At 46.3% G+C, this 18420-nt stretch carries 21 protein-coding genes, 1 pseudogene and 1 riboswitch; of the genes and pseudogenes, 1 reads left to right on the top strand and 21 read right to left on the bottom strand.

The window, feature by feature from the left end; all coding sequences use genetic code 11:
- Positions 1-31 precede the first annotated feature (31 nt).
- The 21 genes and pseudogenes from BLW49_RS06815 to BLW49_RS06715 form a co-directional block, all read right to left on the bottom strand.
- Entirely contained in the window at positions 32-241 is a 210-nt protein-coding gene (locus BLW49_RS06815) for a hypothetical protein (RefSeq protein WP_076313053.1), read from the bottom strand.
- A gap of 21 nt (positions 242-262) precedes the next feature.
- Positions 263-1030: a peptidoglycan recognition protein family protein gene (locus BLW49_RS06810; RefSeq protein ID WP_076313054.1), complete on the bottom strand. Its 768-nt coding sequence runs from the start codon at positions 1028-1030 to the stop codon at positions 263-265.
- Positions 1031-1032: 2 nt separating this feature from the next.
- Positions 1033-1437 (bottom strand): phage holin family protein, encoded by a 405-nt coding sequence (locus tag BLW49_RS06805; protein WP_076313523.1) that lies wholly within the window; start codon positions 1435-1437, stop codon positions 1033-1035.
- 182 nt (positions 1438-1619) lie between these two features.
- On the bottom strand, positions 1620-2339 hold the full coding sequence (locus tag BLW49_RS06800; protein ID WP_143042078.1) for a hypothetical protein: 720 nt from the start codon (positions 2337-2339) through the stop codon (positions 1620-1622).
- A 110-nt stretch (positions 2340-2449) separates the two neighbouring features.
- Positions 2450-2566 (bottom strand): annotated as a pseudogene (locus tag BLW49_RS06795) (sporulation protein YtfJ); the annotation flags it as partial.
- A 103-nt stretch (positions 2567-2669) separates the two neighbouring features.
- On the bottom strand, positions 2670-3368 hold the full coding sequence (locus BLW49_RS06790) for a DUF2953 domain-containing protein (protein ID WP_090723942.1): 699 nt from the start codon (positions 3366-3368) through the stop codon (positions 2670-2672).
- A 123-nt stretch (positions 3369-3491) separates the two neighbouring features.
- On the bottom strand, positions 3492-4127 hold the full coding sequence (scpB, locus tag BLW49_RS06785) for an SMC-Scp complex subunit ScpB (RefSeq protein ID WP_090723940.1): 636 nt from the start codon (positions 4125-4127) through the stop codon (positions 3492-3494).
- Complete coding sequence (locus BLW49_RS06780; RefSeq protein WP_090723939.1) at positions 4096-4902, bottom strand: segregation and condensation protein A; 807 nt, start codon at positions 4900-4902, stop codon at positions 4096-4098. Before BLW49_RS06780 ends, scpB begins: the two co-directional genes overlap by 32 nt.
- Positions 4903-4984: 82 nt before the next feature.
- Positions 4985-5452 carry a 6,7-dimethyl-8-ribityllumazine synthase gene (gene ribE, locus BLW49_RS06775; protein WP_047911095.1) on the bottom strand — a complete coding sequence of 156 codons (468 nt, stop codon included), beginning with the start codon at positions 5450-5452 and terminating at the stop codon, positions 4985-4987.
- A gap of 40 nt (positions 5453-5492) precedes the next feature.
- Positions 5493-6737 carry a bifunctional 3,4-dihydroxy-2-butanone-4-phosphate synthase/GTP cyclohydrolase II gene (locus BLW49_RS06770; RefSeq protein WP_090723937.1) on the bottom strand — a complete coding sequence of 415 codons (1245 nt, stop codon included), beginning with the start codon at positions 6735-6737 and terminating at the stop codon, positions 5493-5495.
- Between the two features lie 31 nt (positions 6738-6768).
- The gene (gene ribE, locus BLW49_RS06765) at positions 6769-7440 is read right to left on the bottom strand and encodes a riboflavin synthase (protein WP_090723935.1); all 672 of its coding nucleotides are present in this window, start codon (positions 7438-7440) and stop codon (positions 6769-6771) included.
- A 21-nt stretch (positions 7441-7461) separates the two neighbouring features.
- The gene (gene ribD / locus BLW49_RS06760; RefSeq protein WP_076313061.1) at positions 7462-8562 is read right to left on the bottom strand and encodes a bifunctional diaminohydroxyphosphoribosylaminopyrimidine deaminase/5-amino-6-(5-phosphoribosylamino)uracil reductase RibD; all 1101 of its coding nucleotides are present in this window, start codon (positions 8560-8562) and stop codon (positions 7462-7464) included.
- A 238-nt stretch (positions 8563-8800) separates the two neighbouring features.
- Positions 8801-8946, bottom strand: a riboswitch (FMN riboswitch).
- A 233-nt stretch (positions 8947-9179) separates the two neighbouring features.
- On the bottom strand, positions 9180-9614 hold the full coding sequence (locus tag BLW49_RS06755) for a peptidylprolyl isomerase (RefSeq protein WP_076313062.1): 435 nt from the start codon (positions 9612-9614) through the stop codon (positions 9180-9182).
- 218 nt (positions 9615-9832) lie between these two features.
- The gene (lysA, locus tag BLW49_RS06750; RefSeq protein WP_090723933.1) at positions 9833-11164 is read right to left on the bottom strand and encodes a diaminopimelate decarboxylase; all 1332 of its coding nucleotides are present in this window, start codon (positions 11162-11164) and stop codon (positions 9833-9835) included.
- Between the two features lie 150 nt (positions 11165-11314).
- The gene (locus BLW49_RS06745) at positions 11315-12874 is read right to left on the bottom strand and encodes a spore germination protein (RefSeq protein ID WP_256209646.1); all 1560 of its coding nucleotides are present in this window, start codon (positions 12872-12874) and stop codon (positions 11315-11317) included.
- Positions 12875-12914: 40 nt separating this feature from the next.
- Positions 12915-13337 carry a stage V sporulation protein AB gene (locus BLW49_RS06740; RefSeq protein WP_076313065.1) on the bottom strand — a complete coding sequence of 141 codons (423 nt, stop codon included), beginning with the start codon at positions 13335-13337 and terminating at the stop codon, positions 12915-12917.
- Positions 13338-13339: 2 nt separating this feature from the next.
- Positions 13340-13984 (bottom strand): stage V sporulation protein AA, encoded by a 645-nt coding sequence (locus BLW49_RS06735; RefSeq protein WP_090723930.1) that lies wholly within the window; start codon positions 13982-13984, stop codon positions 13340-13342.
- Positions 13985-14150: 166 nt separating this feature from the next.
- Positions 14151-14906, bottom strand: coding sequence for an RNA polymerase sporulation sigma factor SigF (gene sigF, locus BLW49_RS06730; protein WP_047911088.1), 756 nt, complete (start codon positions 14904-14906; stop codon positions 14151-14153).
- Positions 14907-14917: 11 nt separating this feature from the next.
- The gene (gene spoIIAB, locus BLW49_RS06725; protein ID WP_047911087.1) at positions 14918-15373 is read right to left on the bottom strand and encodes an anti-sigma F factor; all 456 of its coding nucleotides are present in this window, start codon (positions 15371-15373) and stop codon (positions 14918-14920) included.
- Complete coding sequence (gene spoIIAA / locus BLW49_RS06720) at positions 15370-15723, bottom strand: anti-sigma F factor antagonist (RefSeq protein WP_047911086.1); 354 nt, start codon at positions 15721-15723, stop codon at positions 15370-15372. The genes spoIIAB and spoIIAA overlap by 4 nt, the downstream gene beginning before the upstream one ends.
- Positions 15724-15836: 113 nt before the next feature.
- On the bottom strand, positions 15837-17024 hold the full coding sequence (locus BLW49_RS06715) for a D-alanyl-D-alanine carboxypeptidase family protein (RefSeq protein ID WP_076313068.1): 1188 nt from the start codon (positions 17022-17024) through the stop codon (positions 15837-15839).
- Positions 17025-17411: 387 nt separating this feature from the next.
- Between BLW49_RS06715 and BLW49_RS06710 the strand changes: the two genes are divergently transcribed.
- Complete coding sequence (locus BLW49_RS06710) at positions 17412-18419, top strand: cation diffusion facilitator family transporter (RefSeq protein ID WP_256209645.1); 1008 nt, start codon at positions 17412-17414, stop codon at positions 18417-18419.
- The last annotated feature ends 1 nt before the right edge of the window (position 18420 follow it).

The raw sequence follows: 18420 nt of genomic DNA, 5'->3' as shown, positions 1-18420 counted from the left end.
AGAGGTGGCACAGTGTGCCCCTCTCCTTTTTTTATTTCTCATCCATGTAACTATGTCCCTCGGTGGTTGGGTTATTCAGTACGCCCAACAGGACAAGTACCTCTAACCCTCGCTGAATGTAGGTCTCGATCTCAGCCCTTACAGGTAGGTCTACAACCCCCGCAAAGATCAGGATGTCCAACACAAAGGCGGCGATAGCCAACAGCGTAGGAACGTCCTTCAAACGCTTCCTGATGTCCATGGTCTCACCTCCCTTCGTTCCTTAGGCTGATTTATTACGTCTGCGTTCGTCGATCAGAACCTTCAGCAGGATCAGCTCACCGTAAGTCAGCTTCTTCTTACGAACCTTCTCGACCCAAGACCATTCAGAGATGATCTTATCGTTGTAAGCATCTCCTACGTACTTATCAAGCTCGTCCCACGCCCAGTTAGCGTACTCAAGTACTTTGTTCACTTCGTCTTCCTCCTCCTTTACAGGTTTTGGCGGGTTCAGTTTGTCATTGACCGCCTTCTTGAATCTCTCGAACTCACTAGGGTTCTTGATCCACGGCAGAGGACATTCCTTCCACCCTACAACGCCCTTGTGTGTCCAAATGGAGTTAGGGAACCCTCTCACCTTAATCAGGTACACAACGAGGTCTACAGCGTTGTTGAACGTGTCCTCATGGATGCTACCATCTTTCTCAATACACATCTCAATTCCAACAGTGCTGTTGTTGGGGTATGTACCAAGTTGTGAAAGAGCTTCCTTGGTGTAAGTCGTGCTACCGCAGTGGTAAGCCATCTCGTCGTCAGGGATATTATTGTAAATCGAGGTGCGGTCTACAGAGTACTGAGCACCCGCGTATGTGTCCTTGATATTATCGTTGGGATTTTGTTGAGCTAGTCCTGCAAAGTACTTACCGATGTTCTTGGCAGGTGCGCCAGGAGATGCGGTGTAGTGCATGACAATACCCTTCTTGGATTTAAGCTTGATACCAACACGACTGAACTTATTGATCGGCAGATAGTCCTTAGTGATCGGAAGCATTACTATCCCTCCTTCTTGTTGTCTGTTTTGCTCTCGTCCTCCTCGTCGCCGCGAAGCTTAATGAGAGCCGCTGTGATGAACTTTGGAACTGGAAGTCCCATCTTACCCATGTTCTCGAAAATACTAATTCCTTCGGTACCGATGATGAACAACAGCATTGCGTTCCTCATAAAGTTGTTCTCGTTACCTGCCACTAGATCAAGCTGATGAGCTACGATCACGAAGACCAGTGTCATGGACTTCCTTGCGAGACCCCACCATCCTGTTCGACTTGACAATTCCTTTCTATACCACGCGCTAACTACACCTGTTAGGTAGTCAAGCACCACGAAAATCGTTACTGCAATAAACAGGTGGTCGATACCTCCTACCAAGTAGACCAAAGACGACACCACCCATCCGAACATAACTGTTAGAGCTGTATCTTTGCTCACTCCCCTACCCCCTCTCCCTAAAAAGTCCTCTTAATGTAGAGTAGACGAAACAGGGATGAACCTCTCGAATTAAATGGAAAAAGAGACCAGGATTGACCTGATCTCTTTTTGTGGTAAGCATTACTATTTTGTTGAGACCTATCTTCGGTGCGGCACTATACTTGTACCTCCTCAGGATGTTCAAGATCGTACTGCTTTAACTTTTCAAGTCTCTTGAGTCGATTTGTCTCCCTTGTCTTTTCCCCCGCACAGAATTTACAACGAACTCCATTTCTAAAGTCCTTGATTCTGCCGTAGGCTAACGTACCACATACACACTTGTATTTGAACCTCTTATTAGAGCCGTTATATTCTCCGATCAGTTCACACCCTTCAGCCGCTAACTCAGCCGCGATGTCTTCAGTGGACTTTCTTACACGCTTCTCAAAACACTCACGACATCTCTGTCCACTCTGCCATCTATTCCAAGTGGTGGGGTAAGTGTGATCCTCGGGACAAGTCACATCGAACTTAGTCTGATTGTTTACATATTCGCCTGGATGGAGCACATAGCCCTCTGCTTCCACGGCTGTCTCGAAAACCTCGTACTTCTGTTCTTGCGACATCTTCTTCCGTGTCTGTTTCTCTTGCTTCCTGATCACTACTGGTGTCTGCACCTTAGTCAAGTAACACTCTCTGCACAGCTTACCTTGCCGTAGGTTATCCCATGTGGCGGGGTAGATGTGATTGTTGTTGCATTCAACGCTCATAGGCGTTCTATTGTTAACGTACTCTGTTTCATGGAGCTTATATCCAATCTCTGCTAAGAACTGCTGAATCTCGATAAATTTGTTTTTTCTAAAGCTTTCACCATACTTACCGTTCATATTTGGCATTCGCATCTCAGTCCTCCCTACATCCCAGTTATTCACGTATATCTACTTTCTCTATACGTACCAAGGGTTTAGGGGTTTAGCACCGCTTTGTTGGCGTGGTATCTTTCAGCCACTACACACCCATCCGGCGTTTCCACTGCATCACCTACTATGGTGTTGACATCGACCATCGCTTTGATGTTTTCCATGGCCGTTTTCATTAATCCTTGAATTGGATGATCCGACATAATAAATTGCCTCCTTCTAACAATGGTTTGACATTGATAGGTTTCCCAAGGTACAGGATCAGTATGTGCAAAAAGCGGACTGGAAAAAAATTAATTTCTATGACTAAGCATCCTCCTCCAAATCTCTGCGCCAGGCCATAATGCCTCCATGGGCTTCAGCTAATCGCTTGGTAAGCATATTGCTGAGCCGCATCGCTTTGACAAAGCGAATACAGGCTCTTATTTCAAAATCCGTCTTTAGATCCCACTGTTCAGTCCAATTCGGTGTGACATCAAGCTGTGGCATCTCCAGAAGCCTCACCTTATGGGACAACCAGCCAAGAATCGAGTTCTTAATTCCCCACAAAATGCCTGTGGCTATAGAAGTAAATACAACATCCTCTGTCCCTATACGAGAATTCCATCTGAGATCCAAAATCCGAATCGAAGCAAAAGGAGCTGTATCCCATATTTTCAGTGCATATGCACTCTTGACCAAAGCATAGGACTGATGCAATATCCCTTTCTTCCCATGCTTCTCATCAGGCATTACCGAATCTTTTTGCCTATCTTCTCCATTCAGCTGATCTGACATAGCAACCTCAAGCTTCTTAAGCAGCTTGGCTTTGAGCTCTTGAATCTTCTGTTCGGGGACTTCCTTGGTGATTCGGAGAATTCCGTACAGCATTTTGAGCTGAACATGAACTTCCTGCTTATTATTTGCAGACTTCACAACCAGATGGATATGTATTCTTGATACAAGTACGAGCACAATAAGTAGAATGATAACAAACAGTATGCCTGCGCCAATCCAGATCCACACGAGTCTTCCCCCTGGTATATGTAAAATTAAAACTCCCCTTTAGTATGTTCTTAATTATGGAAACCATGCGAAACTTTTGGGCATAAAAAAATCGATGCCCTCTAAAGGACATCGATTCTACGATTACTCCGCTTTATTAATCTCATTGTCAACCAGAGCTTCACCCGAAGACTCTTCTTCAAACATATTCTGACCCAGCTTGCTGAACAAGAGCTGCGTCTCTTCTTCGAGCGGGTCAGCATCTTCGAATACAGACGGCTCAGGCAAATCTTTAATTGTGCCAAGACCAAAATAATCAAGGAAGGCCTTTGTTGTCCCATATAATATAGGGCGGCCGATGGCATCTGCTCGTCCAACCTCTTCAATCAGATCCTTGCTTGTTAAAGTATGAAGCGCCCGTTCTGCCTTAACTCCGCGGATCTCTTCAATCTCCACTCTCGTTATCGGCTGCCGGTAAGCAATAATGGATAACGTTTCAAGTGCGGCTTGAGAGAGTGAGGATCTGGAAGGGGAATAAGCAAGCTTCTCAAAATAAACAGCATGCTCAGGCAAGGTTCCCATTTGGTAGTTTCCTGCAATTTTTAATATCTGCAGTCCTCTTCCCTGCTTGGTATATTCCCTTTTCAGTTCCTCAAGCGCATCAGTTACGACTTCTGGACGCTGATCGACAATTTCGGAGAGCTGCTTGACACCTAGTCCTTCTTCACCCGATAAGAATAACAAGCCCTCAATAATCGACTTCAATGCCGGAAAGTCCATCGCTTTCTTCTTCTCCTCTCCACTCCATCACGATATCTTCAAACAATCGTTCCTGGTAACATACAATTTGTTTCATTTTCATTAATTCCAGAATAGCCAAAAAAGTAACAACAATCTCTTGGCGATACATGTCCTCATTCAGCAGCTTGGAGAACAGCATTTTACTGCCATACCCTTTACGTCCAAGCGTCCCCGCTACATCCCGGATCCGATCCTTTACCGATATTTCATCACGATGAATCCTAGCCACCGTCGTATTTCTTGCAGCCCGGCTGAGTGCCTTCTGAAAGGCTGTAATCAAATCCGCTGTATGCAGCCCTTCAACCGGATTCGACGGTTCATGATGAACATAAGGCGTTAGATCCTCCGGCTCTTTAGAGAAAATAAGACTGCGAACCGATTCCCGTTCATGCAGATGACGCGCGATGCTCTTGAATTTTCGGTATTCAATAAGCTTCTGAACCAATTCGGCACGAGGGTCTTCATCCTCTTCCTCCATGAAATGATCGTCTTCAAATTCAAGAAACACAGGAGGCTTGGGCAGCAATATTTTACTCTTGATCGCAAGAAGAGTAGCTGCCATCACCAAAAACTCGCTTGTAATATCAAGCTCCAGCTCCTGCATGGAGTGAATATAATCCATATATTGGTCCGTTATTCGGCTGATCGGTATATCCTGGATGTCAATCTCATGTTTGTCAATCAAATGTAATAGAAGGTCCAGCGGGCCTTCAAACGATTCAAGCTTATAAGTCACAACCGTCAATGGGCGCATCCTCCCGCTAATGTTACAAAATACGTAAAGCCCTGCCCCGGCTAAGAGAAGCCTGAGTACAGGGCTTTATATTAACTAAGCACTATTTTAGCTGTTTCGTCAAGTTTGCCATCTCAATTGCTGCAACGGCAGCGTCCCAGCCTTTATTTCCTGCTTTCGTTCCAGAGCGTTCAATCGCCTGTTCAATATTTTCTGTAGAAACCAGTCCAAATATGGTCGGCACGCCTGTCTTCAGGTTAATTGCAGCGACCCCCTTGGCCATTTCATTACAAACATAATCATAATGCGTTGTAGAGCCGCGGATGACAGTGGCGAGTGTAATCACTGCATCATATTTGCCGCTCTCGGCCATTTTTTGAGCAATCAAAGGAATCTCAAAGGCTCCAGGAACCCAAGCCACATCAACCTCATCATCCTGCACACCATGACGTTTGAACGCATCCAGGGATGCTGACAGCAGCTTGCTCGTTAAAAATTCATTGAAACGTCCAACCACAACGCCATATCTTAATCCCTCAGAGACTAAATTACCTTCAAAATAGTTAGCCATTATTATTCATCTGCCCTTCTTATAATGAGTAGTATTTAACTTAAGATTTGATTTCCTGCTCGTTCTGCTCAATATCATCAAATTTCAGCATATGCCCCAGCTTGGACTGCTTGGTATGCAGGTAGGAAGAATTATCTTTATTTTCTGCAATTTGAATCGGTACTCTAGAAACAACTTCGAGACCATATCCCTCTAACCCTTTGATCTTTCGCGGATTGTTCGTCAGCAGGTTAATCTTGCGGATTCCCAAGTCTTTGAGAATTTGCGCGCCGATGCCGTAATCGCGAAGATCAGCCGGGAAGCCCAGCTTCAGATTCGCATCCACCGTATCAAGTCCCTGCTCCTGCAGCTTGTAGGCCTTAAGCTTATTAATGAGCCCGATCCCCCGGCCCTCCTGACGCATATAGAGCAGCACGCCGCTGCCATTCTCATGAATCTGACGCAGGGCGGCTTCAAACTGCGGTCCGCAGTCACAACGATGAGAATGGAACACATCTCCGGTTAAACACTCGGAATGTACACGCACGAGGACCGGCTCATCCGTATTAAGTGTGCCTTTGACAAGAGCTACATGCTCTTTGTTATCCACTTCATTTGTATAGGCTATCGCCTGAAACTCGCCAAAATCAGTCGGCATTCTCACCGAAACCTCGCGAGTAACCAGCTTCTCCTTGGCGTTACGATAGGCAATCATGTCCTTGATGCTGATAAGCTTCAGATCGTGCTGCTTCGCAATTTCCTTCAGATCAGGCAGTCTGGCCATAGATCCGTCTTCCTTAATGATCTCACAGATCACTCCTGCAGGATAGGAACCGCTCATTCTGGCAAGATCCACAGCAGCCTCTGTATGCCCTGCTCGCCTGAGCACTCCGCCTTTCTTGGCGATTAGTGGAAACATATGACCAGGCTTTCTGAAATCCAATCCGGTTGCTTCGGAATCAATCAGCGCTTTGACTGTAATGGAACGTTCATGTGCGGATATCCCTGTCGTCGTAAGCTTATGATCAACGGATACCGTGAAGGCTGTACCATGAAAATCCGTATTTTGCTGAACCATAGGTTTAAGGTCAAGCTCTTCTGCGCGTTCCTGCGTAATCGGCACACAGACGAGTCCTCTTCCCTCGGTAATCATAAAATTAATGACTTCCGGAGTGGCTTTATCCGCCAGAGCTACAAAATCACCCTCATTCTCGCGGTCTTCATCATCAACGACAATGACCACTTTACCTTGCTGCAGATCCTGAAGCGCTGCTTCTACTGTATGAAAAATGGATTCCTCATCCATGTCGTACCCTCCTTGTTACTGCTTTTTTATATCAGTTAAAACCGTGGGAGCTTAGAAATTCAAAGCTTAATTTCGACTTCTCACCCGTTCCGTCCGCTGGGCTTGCTCCTTGTCCATAATGCAGCAGATGATTCACATACTTGCCGAGAATGTCACACTCAAGATTGACGATATCCCCTGTGTTACGATGAGCGAGCACGGTCTCCCCTAATGTATGCGGTATAATGGATACGGTAAAAGAGGAGGCTGTCGTGTCGACAACAGTCAGGCTGATGCCTTCAATCGTGATGGAGCCTTTCGGAATAATAAACCGGAATACGTCACTGTTAACCGGCGTGATTTCGAACACGACCGCATTCTGATCTCGGGTTATCGCTGTAATCTTCCCTGTTCCATCCACATGGCCTTGTACAATATGTCCTCCAAAACGGCCTTTGGCTGACATGGCCCGTTCAAGATTAACAGGACTGCCGCTTCCCAAATGACGAAGGGTCGTATGTCGGAACGTTTCGGGCATCACATCTGCCAGGAAGCCTCCGGTTTCTATCGAGGTAGCGGTTAAGCATACCCCGTTGACAGCTACGCTGTCTCCGATCTTCAGATCATCCATTATTCGCTTCGCACTAATTCCAAGGACCATGGCTTCCCCTTTACGGCCAACACTGCGAATTCGTCCAACTTCTTCAATCAGCCCAGTAAACATGGCATTCACTCCTTATCAGCCTTACGGCCACACAGGTAAACCTGTCACACAAATATTATCTCCAATGGTCTCGACTTCGAGTTTATTTAATTGAATCGCATCATTCATTCGGTCCACGCCTTCAAATCGGAAGCTTCCTGGTGTCTCATATCCTCCGACGATTTTCGGTGCAATAAACATGAGCAAGCGATCGATCAGCTTGGCCTCCAGCATTGCGCCGTTCAAAGTTCCGCCGCCTTCAAGCAATATAGAACCGATCTCCATTTCTCCTAACAAGCTCATTGCTGTTAGTAGATCAACCCTCGGTCCCGGACCGCAGCGGATCACTTGTACACCATAACTTTCCAGAACCTGCTCACGTTCAGCTTCTGCTTCATCTGTCGTCAGGATCAAGGTTTTGGCATTTCCATCCCGAACCAGCTTCGTATCTATAGGGATTCTCAGCTTCGAATCGACGACGATTCGAATAGGACTAATCCCATCTATAGATAACCGGGTCGTTAACTCGGGATTGTCAGCGATGACGGTTTCTACCCCGACCATAATACCTTGGTGACGATGTCTGAGCATATGAATATGTTCTCTCGCTTGCTCGTTAGAAATCCATTTGCTGTCTCCGCTCTTGGTTGCGATCTTTCCGTCTAACGTTGAAGCCGTCTTGAGCGTTACAAAGGGCAGGCCCGTTGTAATATACTTGATAAATTTCTCATTGAGCCGTCTGGCCCGATCTCTAAGCACACCGACTTTGACTTCAATACCGTGCCTGCGAAGCATATCAAATCCCTTGCCTGCCACCTGCGGGTTAGGATCCTCGCAAGCGACAACCACCCTTTTGACCTTCTCGCTGATCAGCCTCTCGCTGCATGGCGGTGTCTTTCCATAGTGGCTGCAGGGCTCCAGGGTTACATAGACGGTGCTTCCCTCCGCCTCACTGCCTGCCATGTTCAAGGCATGAACCTCGGCATGGCCTGTGCCCCTTTTCAAATGGGCTCCAAGACCAACCATTCGTCCATCCTTCACGACGACACAGCCTACAACGGGATTAATGCCGGTCTGTCCCTGCGCTCTTTCCGCCATATCCAGAGCAAGCGACATGTAGAATTCATCATTCATCATTTCCATTATGCTTACCTCTTTTCAGCAAAGACATTTAAGAAACATTTCACCAAAAAAAGCCCCTATCCGGCTAAACTGCCAGACTAGGGGCTTGAGAGTTCAATAGAAAATACAGCAGAACACTACCGTTACCTTAATTTAAACCTAACAAAGGTAAGGCAAATAAACCATGAGCATCATCACGGACGCACAGGCAAAAGTCCCGCTGGGTACGCCAACCAATAGAGTTGTCTGTTATGTACCTATTCTCCTTCTCTCATCCAGACTATACTGTCGGTTCTGGAGTTGCACCAGATCCACCGCTAGCTTCCAGCTAACGGGTCACGGACTAAGACTTGAAGACAAGTCATCACCGCCGGTAGGGAATTTCACCCTGCCCCGAAGGATTACAGCTTATGAAACATTAGTAATAGAAAAATAGTAGCACTCCTATACTGAAAAATCAACAGCTGAGCTCTCACCCAATAATAAGAATACGCTTACTTGATTAAAAAACTTGCTCTCCCTGTGTGGAATGCAGTTACATAACTTCTCGTCGAGATACTTGGCATAAAAAAACATCCCGCATATAGAATGCGGGATGTTTTAATCTGCTCTTGCTATGTCGTTAGAGAGGCTTCAGCTTAAGCGTCAAATACAGATACGCTCTTCATTTTGTCGCCTTGCTTCACGCCATCAATGTATTCCATACCTTTGATTACTTTACCAAATACAGTATGAACTCCATCCAAATGCGGCTGCGGCTCATACACGATAAAGAATTGGCTTCCGCCTGTGTTTTTGCCGGCATGTGCCATGGAGAGAACACCTTTTTCATGCTTCGTTGTGTTTGTTGCAGTTTCACAGTCGATGGAGTATCCAGGACCGCCTGTACCGTTGCCAACCGGGCATCCGCCTTGAGCTACGAAGCCAGGGATTACACGGTGAAAGCTAAGGCCGTTGTAAAAACCGCTGTTAGCCAGTTTTTCAAAGTTTGCTACTGTATTTGGTGCTTCTTCCGGCAGGAATTGGATTTCTACGGTTCCGCCATTTTCAAGTTCGATAATACCTTTTTTCATGTGCGTCACTTCCTTCAACTATTTTCTAAGGCAGGCCATGATCCATACATAAGCCTTGTCCTTATTTCATGCATCACTATCTGATTGTATCTACTTTGATCTCAATTTGCAATGATTCGAGGTCTGCTGTACAGGAACCGGATCAACTCGAACTAAAAAACACTCCCGTGCTTGCTGTTGATCTAAATTACAGCTTGCCGGGAGTGGATATATACATATTAGCTGTTAATGGTCTGTTTGCTCATTCTTGCCGGGATAATATCGTTACGCACGATATCTTCATGACTTTCACGGCGGACAACGAGATCACTTTCACCGTTCTGCACGAAGACAACGGCTGGGCGACGTATCCGGTTGTAATTGCTGGCCATGGAGTAGTTATATGCACCTGTGCAGGATACAGCCAGGAGATCACCTGTAGCCACCTGAGGAAGGTCCAAATCCCATATCAGCATATCTCCGCTCTCGCAGGCCTTACCCGCAATAGAGACGGTCTCTTCTGTTGCTTCATTAGCACGGTTAGCCAGCATCGCTTCGTACTTGGAATCGTAAAGCGCTGGACGCGGGTTATCTGTCATACCTCCATCCACGGATACATACTTGCGCACACCAGGGATGTTCTTTATTGCACCCACCGTATACAACGTTGTACCGGCTTCCCCTACCATGCTGCGGCCAGGCTCAACCCATATTTCCGGAAGCTCTTCTGCAATTCCTGCAAAATGAAGCTTCACTCCATCTGTGATCGCCTTGACATACTGGGATACCTGAAGTGGTGTATCTCCTTCGAAATAACGGATACCAAAACCACCGCCCAGATTCACAACCGGGAATACCACATTCAGTTTACTCTTCACTTCTTTGGCAAAAGCAGCAACTCGCTCTACTGCCATCTGGAAGCCTTCCACTTCGAAGATCTGGGAGCCAATGTGGGAGTGAAGCCCAAGGAGCTTCAGATTCGGCTGCTTCACAGCCAGTTCAATTGCTTCAAAGGCTGCTCCGTTTCCGATATCAAAGCCAAATTTTGAGTCGGTTTGACCAGTGGAAATATACTCATGCGTATGAGCTTCAACGCCCGGCGTTACCCGCAGCAAAATATTGACCTCTTGATTCTTCTCACCAGCCATGGCTTGGAGCATCTGCAGCTCGATCAGATTGTCCACGACGAAGCAGCCAATTCGGGCATCCAGCGCCATTTCGATTTCATTCGGTGTTTTGTTGTTCCCATGAAAGTGAATACGTTCTGTCGGGAAGCCAGCCTGCAGTGCTGTGTAGAGCTCTCCATCCGAGACGACGTCCAGAGACAGGCCTTCCTGCTCTGCAAGGGTGCACATGGCCGTAACGCTGAACGCCTTGCTAGCATATGCTACCTGAAATTTCAGGCCTGAAGCTCTGAATGCGTCCATATATTCTCTAGCCCGCTTGCGGACAAGTGTTTCATCAACGATATATAGTGGAGTCCCATATTCTTCTTTGAGCTGAACTGTATCGCATCCACCAATTTCGAGATGTCCTGCTTCATTAATTTTGCTAGTACCGTGTAAATACATATTCGCTAGTCCTCCACTTTTCCTGGAATGAAAAAAGATTCCATCGAACTTTTACATCAGTATAGCAGACTCTTGTTTTTGTTAGAAATGGATTATTCGGCAGATCATTTGTATTATATTCATTGTCACAAGCCGGATAGCTGAACAGCATTAAGGCATCCTGGTATTATCCCTAGGCTTGTTAAATGAAGGTCTCTTCTTGCCTGTAAGCACTGGGGAACGAACAAACGTTGCCAACATACCCTTTGCATTAAAAGGTATAAGTGGCCACAGATAGGACGAATTATACGATCGATGCAGCGCGAGTCCAATAATGATCGCAGTGGTTCCAACCACCAGCCCAGGCACTTTAAAGATAGCCACAAGTACTAGAAGAATCAGTCTGACCATACGATTTGCTAATCCCAGCTCATAGCTTGGGGTTGCGAACATTCCGACCGCCGCTACCGCCATGTACAGCAGGACTTCGTTAACGAACAAGCCGGTCTTCACCGCTACATCCCCAATTAAGATCGCTGCAATAAGCCCCATTGCTGAGGCAAGCGGTGTGGGAGTATGAACTGCGGCCATCCGCATCAAATCGATCCCGAACTCCACAATAAGAAATTGCAGAATGATCGGAAGCTTTACATTTTCCTGAGGACCAATAAAGTCCAGGCCCTCCGGTTTCAATCCTGGATCAATAACGAACAGCATCCATAGAGGAAGCAGAAACAACGAGGCTAATATCCCGATGATTCTTATAATTCGCAGATAGGAGCCCATGAACGGGGTCTGTCTGTTCTCCTCAGCATGCTGACACAGATCAAAAAAGGTCGTGGGCATAATCATAACACTAGGAGAAGTATCCACGAACAGGACAACCCTGCCCTCAAGCAAGTGGGAAGCAACCGAATCGGGACGCTCGGAATAACGAACCAGCGGATACGGATGCCAGCCTCGATTAATGATGATTTCCTCCAGCTGCTTATCGGCAAGCGGAATACCATCAATATCAATGCTCTCGATTTTTTTGCGGATCGTCTCAACCTGGACCTTGTCCACAATATCGTCGATATAAGCAAGACACACATCGGTTTTGGTTCTTTCCCCTACACGGAACAGCTCCAGCTTGAATCCAGGATCATGAAGACGTCTGCGGACTAGGGACACATTGGTCAGCATCGTTTCTGTAAATCCGTCTCTAGCTCCCCTGACAACGCGTTCTAACGACGGTTCTTCAGGACCGCGCGAAGGATAGCTACGGGTATCAATGATCAGCGCTGTTGTTTCGCCTTCCACAAAAAAGACGCTCATACCGCTCATTGCCTGGATAAAGGCTTCGCTCAGCTTTGTTACTTTGGATACTTGAATATGGGGGATGTAGAATTCAAAGTATTTTTCCAAGGCGTCGGAAGACAACTCATCCTCAGGTACGTAGGACAGTCTTTTTAAAATTTCAGTCAAAATCGTATCTTTGGTAAGTCCTGTGATGAACAGAAGCCCGGTATGACGTCCACCGAAGGTCATCTCGCGGAAATTGACATCAAAAGTTTCTCCAAACCCCATCACATACTTGAGCGTCTTTCGCAGTACGTCAAAATCAGGATCGATGACATCCTCATTCTGCCAGTACTTAATCGACTCCTCAATGGAATCTGACATTTCTTGTTCCTTTTTTTCCTGGAGCTGCTTCTCTTCCTCGGTCATTTGCTGCGATTCATCTGACATATGTTTGATGTCTCCTCCTTCTGTTGTATGCATGCAGTTGTTATCTGGTGTACACAAACCAATCAAATAATGAACCGGCAACCTTGCCGAACACCATGGCCATTAATAATCCAAATAAATAAGATTTCATACCCAGTCTCTTGGCTAGTATGGGCAGGACGTTCAATACCTCAGTTAAAGCTGCTGCGAGCAAGCCGATAAATATACCGCACAGCAGGCCTACGAATATCGAAATAATCGGAAGACCGTAAACCTTCAAATTCCATAAGTCAGCGACTGTTCCAACGAATGAACCGGCGATCATTGCTCCTTCATAGGCATATGCCTTGTCATATGAGCGTGTAAGCTGGGCTAAGCGCGGGATCATGTCCAGAACGATGAAGAGCGCAATGACTCCGCTCCCCACAGCAATGCCTGATGCTATGCCCAGAACGATGAGTATGCAGCCGTCCAGTACCGTCATCATTATTTCTGTCCCGAATGAGCATGCTCTTTTTTGATTCGTTCGTACTCTTCATTCACTGCATATTGATCCACATTTTGCTGGTAGAGGTACATCTCTACCTCGAGCGGAGTAGGCTCATCATTCCATTTTTTCTTAAACAAATGATTAAAAAATACAGCCATGCCAAAACCGATACCAATCGAGTATGCTGTCTGGAACAAGTAAGGATTCTCATCCCGATATCCCGTCAGCATCTCTACAATTCGTATATGCACTTCCTTCATGTTTACATCCGCGTGAAAGTTCATAATGGTCAGCGCCGAGCCAAAGAACAGCAAGAGCCACACAAGGACAAACAGCGATTTGGACGGCGGCCGATCATGAGGGATCAGCTCGACAAGTGTGTGGCTGCTGCCCAGTGTTTCAATCGTTGCTCCCGGCACAATCTTCTGTATCCGACCAATAATCTGAAGCACATCAACAAGCAGCAGGCTCCCATCCTTTTTCTCTGTCTGCATCAGCTCCGCTTCCAGCACCTTGTCTTCCAAGCCAGGCGGATCTGTAAGCACATGTGCCACATGCCTGATCTTAAGTGTAACGCCAAGCTTCATCTTGATCCGGCTGTGCAGCCTTACATAAATGATAGGAGTGGATGGTGCGGTCATCCTAACCTCACCCCTTTATACTGTGAAATTATTCATAGTATGGAGACTCCTCCGCTTTTCTATTCCTTGGGATTCATATCGAGCTCATCCACAAAAAAAAGAGTCTTTTCTCTGACGAGAAAAAACTCTTACTGCATGATAAATCGTTGTTATATGCACTTTATATTTACTGAGCAATTTGCTCTCGGATAATCTGCAGTATTTTCTTCTCCAGTCTGGACACTTGAACCTGCGATATGCCCAGTCTGGCAGCAACTTCAGATTGCGTCTGATCCTTGTAATACCTGAGGTATACGATCAGCCGCTCCCGCTCAGACAGATTTCCGATCGCTTCATTAAGCGCCATCTTGTCGAACCAACGCTCTTGAGATTCATCGGCAATCTGATCCATCAGCGTAATCGGATCCCCGTCATTCTCAAATACCGTCTCGTGAATGGAAGTTGGAGGCTTATTCGCTTCCTGGGCGAACACAACCTCCTCCGGGGTAATCCCCAGCTCGTCTGCAACCTCCTTGATGGTGGGCAGCCTGTCCAAGTATTTAGAGAGCTCATCCTTCTTCTTGCGAACCTTGTTGGCGGTCTCTTTCAGGGAACGGCTGACCTTCAGCGTCCCATCATCACGCAGGAAACGCTGAATTTCGCCGATAATCATGGGAACCGCATAAGTCGAAAATTTGACATCATAGCTGAGATCAAATTTATCTACTGATTTGAGGAGCCCGATGCAGCCGATCTGAAACAGATCCTCCGGCTCATATCCCCGGTTCATAAACCGCTGAACGACAGACCATACGAGACGTATATTACAATTGACAAGCGTGTCACGCGCCACCTGGTCTCCGCTTTGGGATAGAGCGATAAGACGCTTGACTTCCGCATCCTCCAGATACGTATGTGAAGATTGTTTCGCTTCTGCTTCCATAGGTCCAACCCCTAATTATACAGTGCTTTCTTGGATTCTATCCGTTTCTTCATCATGATCGAAGTACCTCGCCCAGGCTCGCTTACTACTTCACATTCATCCATGAAATTTTCCATTATTGTGAATCCCATACCTGAACGCTCAAGTTCAGGCTTAGAGGTATACAGCGGCTGCTTCGCCAGCTCCAAGTCCTCAATTCCCTGACCTTGGTCTTCAATGACAAGCGTAATCATATCTCCGATAATTTCTGCCTTAATGGTTACGACCCCGGCAGAGTCATTGTTGTAGCCATGAATAATACTATTCGTCACGGCCTCGGATACGACTGTTTTCAAATCGCTCAGCTCGTCCATTGTCGGATCAAGCTGAGAAATAAAGGCTGCCACCGCGACTCTCGCGAATGATTCATTCTCCGACTTGGCTGCAAACTGCAAATTCATAAAATTTGATAGCTGCTCACTGCTCATGAGACCACCTCCAGATCCGAGAGGGCGCTTCCCTCGTTTTCGAACACCGGCATAATTTTGAACAAGCCTGACATTTCAAGCAAACGGTATACAGCAGGATTAGCTCCGGATATGACCATTTTTCCACCTTTATGATGTATCAACTTATAGCGTCCAAGAATGACACCCAGTCCTGAACTGTCCATAAAGTCAAGGTCTTTCAAGCTAAGTATCAGGTGCTTGCTGTTCTGTCTTGCAATCGCCTCATCCATCTGTAATCGAACCAGATCTGCTGTGTGGTGATCGAGCTCTCCAGATAATCGTACAATAAGCACTCCGTGTGCATACTCCATACTGACCTGTAAATTCATGCTTGCTCACTCTCCTCCCTGTCATGACCAACCATTTCTACGCCGATTTGCATCTTTCCTGCACTCCGACAAAACTAGAAGAAAAGTCTCATGAATCAACAAAGCTGCTTATTTTAGCGGAAAAGATCAGAGGTTGTCCGTTTAAAGAGCTTCCAGAAGCTTGCTTTTTCAACGTCCACCGCTGCTGTAATATCAAACTCCTTGAGCACCTTGTTATCCTGAGATACTACAAGCTTGCCCAGCACCTGACCTTTTTTGATCGGGGCCTTGATTTCGGTAGGGACGGTCAGCTGCTGCGTCGTCTCCCCGGCGCTGCCTTTTCTCATCAGCACACTGTAAGGTACATCAGCCACCAGCTCCAGCTCTTTGATGTTTCCTTTCTCAATATTCACTTTACCGATAACGTCCCCTTGTTTATAAATAGGCTTCATCGTATATTGTGAAAAGGCGTAATCGAACATATTCGACACTTCGCTGTTTCTCGTCTTCGTATTCGGCTCACCCAGCACGACGGCGACGACACGCATACCATCCTTCATTGCTGTGGCGGATAAGCAAAATTTCGCTTCCGAGGTATAGCCTGTCTTTAGGCCATCAGCACCGGTATAGAAACGTACAAGCTTGTTCGTATTCACGAGCCAGAACGGCTTGGCACTGTCTTTTCGCAGGTAGTCCTGATAAGCGCCGGTATATTTGGTAATATCTTTATGTTTAAGCAGCTCTCTGCTCATAATAGCAATATCATGTGCTGAAGAATAATGATTCTCTACCGGGAGACCATTGCAATTGGCAAAATGGGTATCATTCATGCCGAGCTCTTTTGCCCGATCGTTCATCATCTGCACAAATGCTTCTTCAGAGCCGGCAATTTTCTCGGCCATTGCTACGGAAGCATCGTTGCCGGATGCCATGGCAATGCCTTTTAGCATCTCATCCACGGTCATCTCTTCGCCCGGCTCCAGAAAGATCTGAGATCCACCCATGGAAGATGCATATTCACTCGCTCGAACCTTGTCAGTCCACTTCAGCTTACCGGAATCAATGGCTTCCATTGTTAACAGCATGGTCATAATCTTTGTGATACTGGCAGGTGGCAGTTTCTCATGGCCGTTCTTCTCATAAATAATCGTTCCCGTATCCGCATCCAGCATGACCGCTGATTTTGCGTTTTGCGCAAGATCCACTGCCGGGGTTGTCTTCTCCGTTTGCGGCCCTACAGGCTCTTCTGCATATATGCTGCTTGGAACGATCAGTGCGGCCGACAGTATTAAAGCGGTGAGCAGCCTAACTCCTTGATTCATGGCAATATTATCCTCCTCATGTGAATGCTACATTGTAGCTTGATAGCTTGATTCGTTATACTGCTAATCATTGTCGTCAGGAATCCTCCAAATTATTCCTTGTTTGAATCAATTTCATAAATCATTAAAAAGGTAGAATTGAAACTATATATACTCTTGATTGAAGCAGATAAAGGTATTATGAAATTGATTCGTCTGTCTATGAAAAATAGCAGTTCCTTCAATTACAAGATATCGAACGTCACATAGGGGGTAAGTAAGTTTAGATGAACAGCTTCTCTATAGGTACTTTTGCTCTTACATAGAATTACAGGTCATGGGTAAGGTAATTAGATTAACTATCATCTGCAGCACTTATCATAATAATTTTCACTCGGAGGAATGACGATGAAGCATACACATCAAGATGACCGTGATGAGCATCCTGCTCACGAACAGCGTCATCATCATGATCACAGCCATAGTCATGACCACAATCACAATCATGATCATAATCACAGTCATGGGCCTGGTCATTCACATATTCATACGAATAATAAAAAGGCTCTTTTGATCTCCTTTCTGCTTATCACCGGCTTTATGCTCATTGAAGTGGTTGGAGGACTCATTACACATAGCTTGGCCTTGCTTGCTGACGCAGGACACATGCTAAGCGACGGGATTGCACTGGCACTCGCTCTCTTTGCATTTAAATTTGGTGAGAAATCAGCGAGCAGCTCAAAAACCTATGGCTATAAGCGGTTCGAGATCATCGCGGCCTTTCTGAACGGGATTACCCTGCTTGTCATTTCGGTTTCTATCATTTGGGAAGCGATCCAGCGTTTTGCTGCCCCACCTGAAGTGGCGAGTACGGGGATGCTGACCATTGCCGTGATTGGCCTGATCATTAATGTCATCGTAGCCGTTGTATTAATGACAGGTGGTGATGTCAAAGGCAATTTGAACTTGAGGGGTGCATTTCTCCACGTCCTGGGAGATTTATTAGGATCAATCGGAGCCATTGCAGCAGGTCTTCTAATGATGTTCTTCGGATGGTCTATTGCCGACCCCATCGCCAGTCTGCTCGTAGCCGTCCTTATACTTGTCAGTGGATACCGAATTACCAAAGATTCCATGCATGTCCTGATGGAGGGCAAGCCAGAATCCGTAGATCTAAGTGATATCCGCAGCAAGCTTCTTGGTCTGCCTTGTGTAATTGAACTTCACGACCTCCACAGCTGGTCAATAACTTCTGATTATACAGCGCTGACCGTTCATCTGGTTGTGTCGAATTCGGCGGATCGAGATCTGCTATTAAGACAAGCTAAAGACATGCTGCGACAGGAATTTCATATCCAGCATTCCACCGTTCAAATCGAAGGGGATCAGAAAATTTGCGACGAAAGATGCAACTGAG

It is taken from the genome of Paenibacillus sp. PDC88 (genome assembly GCF_900106725.1).
In the GTDB taxonomy this organism is placed as follows: Bacteria; Bacillota; Bacilli; order Paenibacillales; family Paenibacillaceae; genus Paenibacillus; species Paenibacillus shunpengii.
This window is presented reverse-complemented; position numbering and strand designations above follow the sequence as displayed.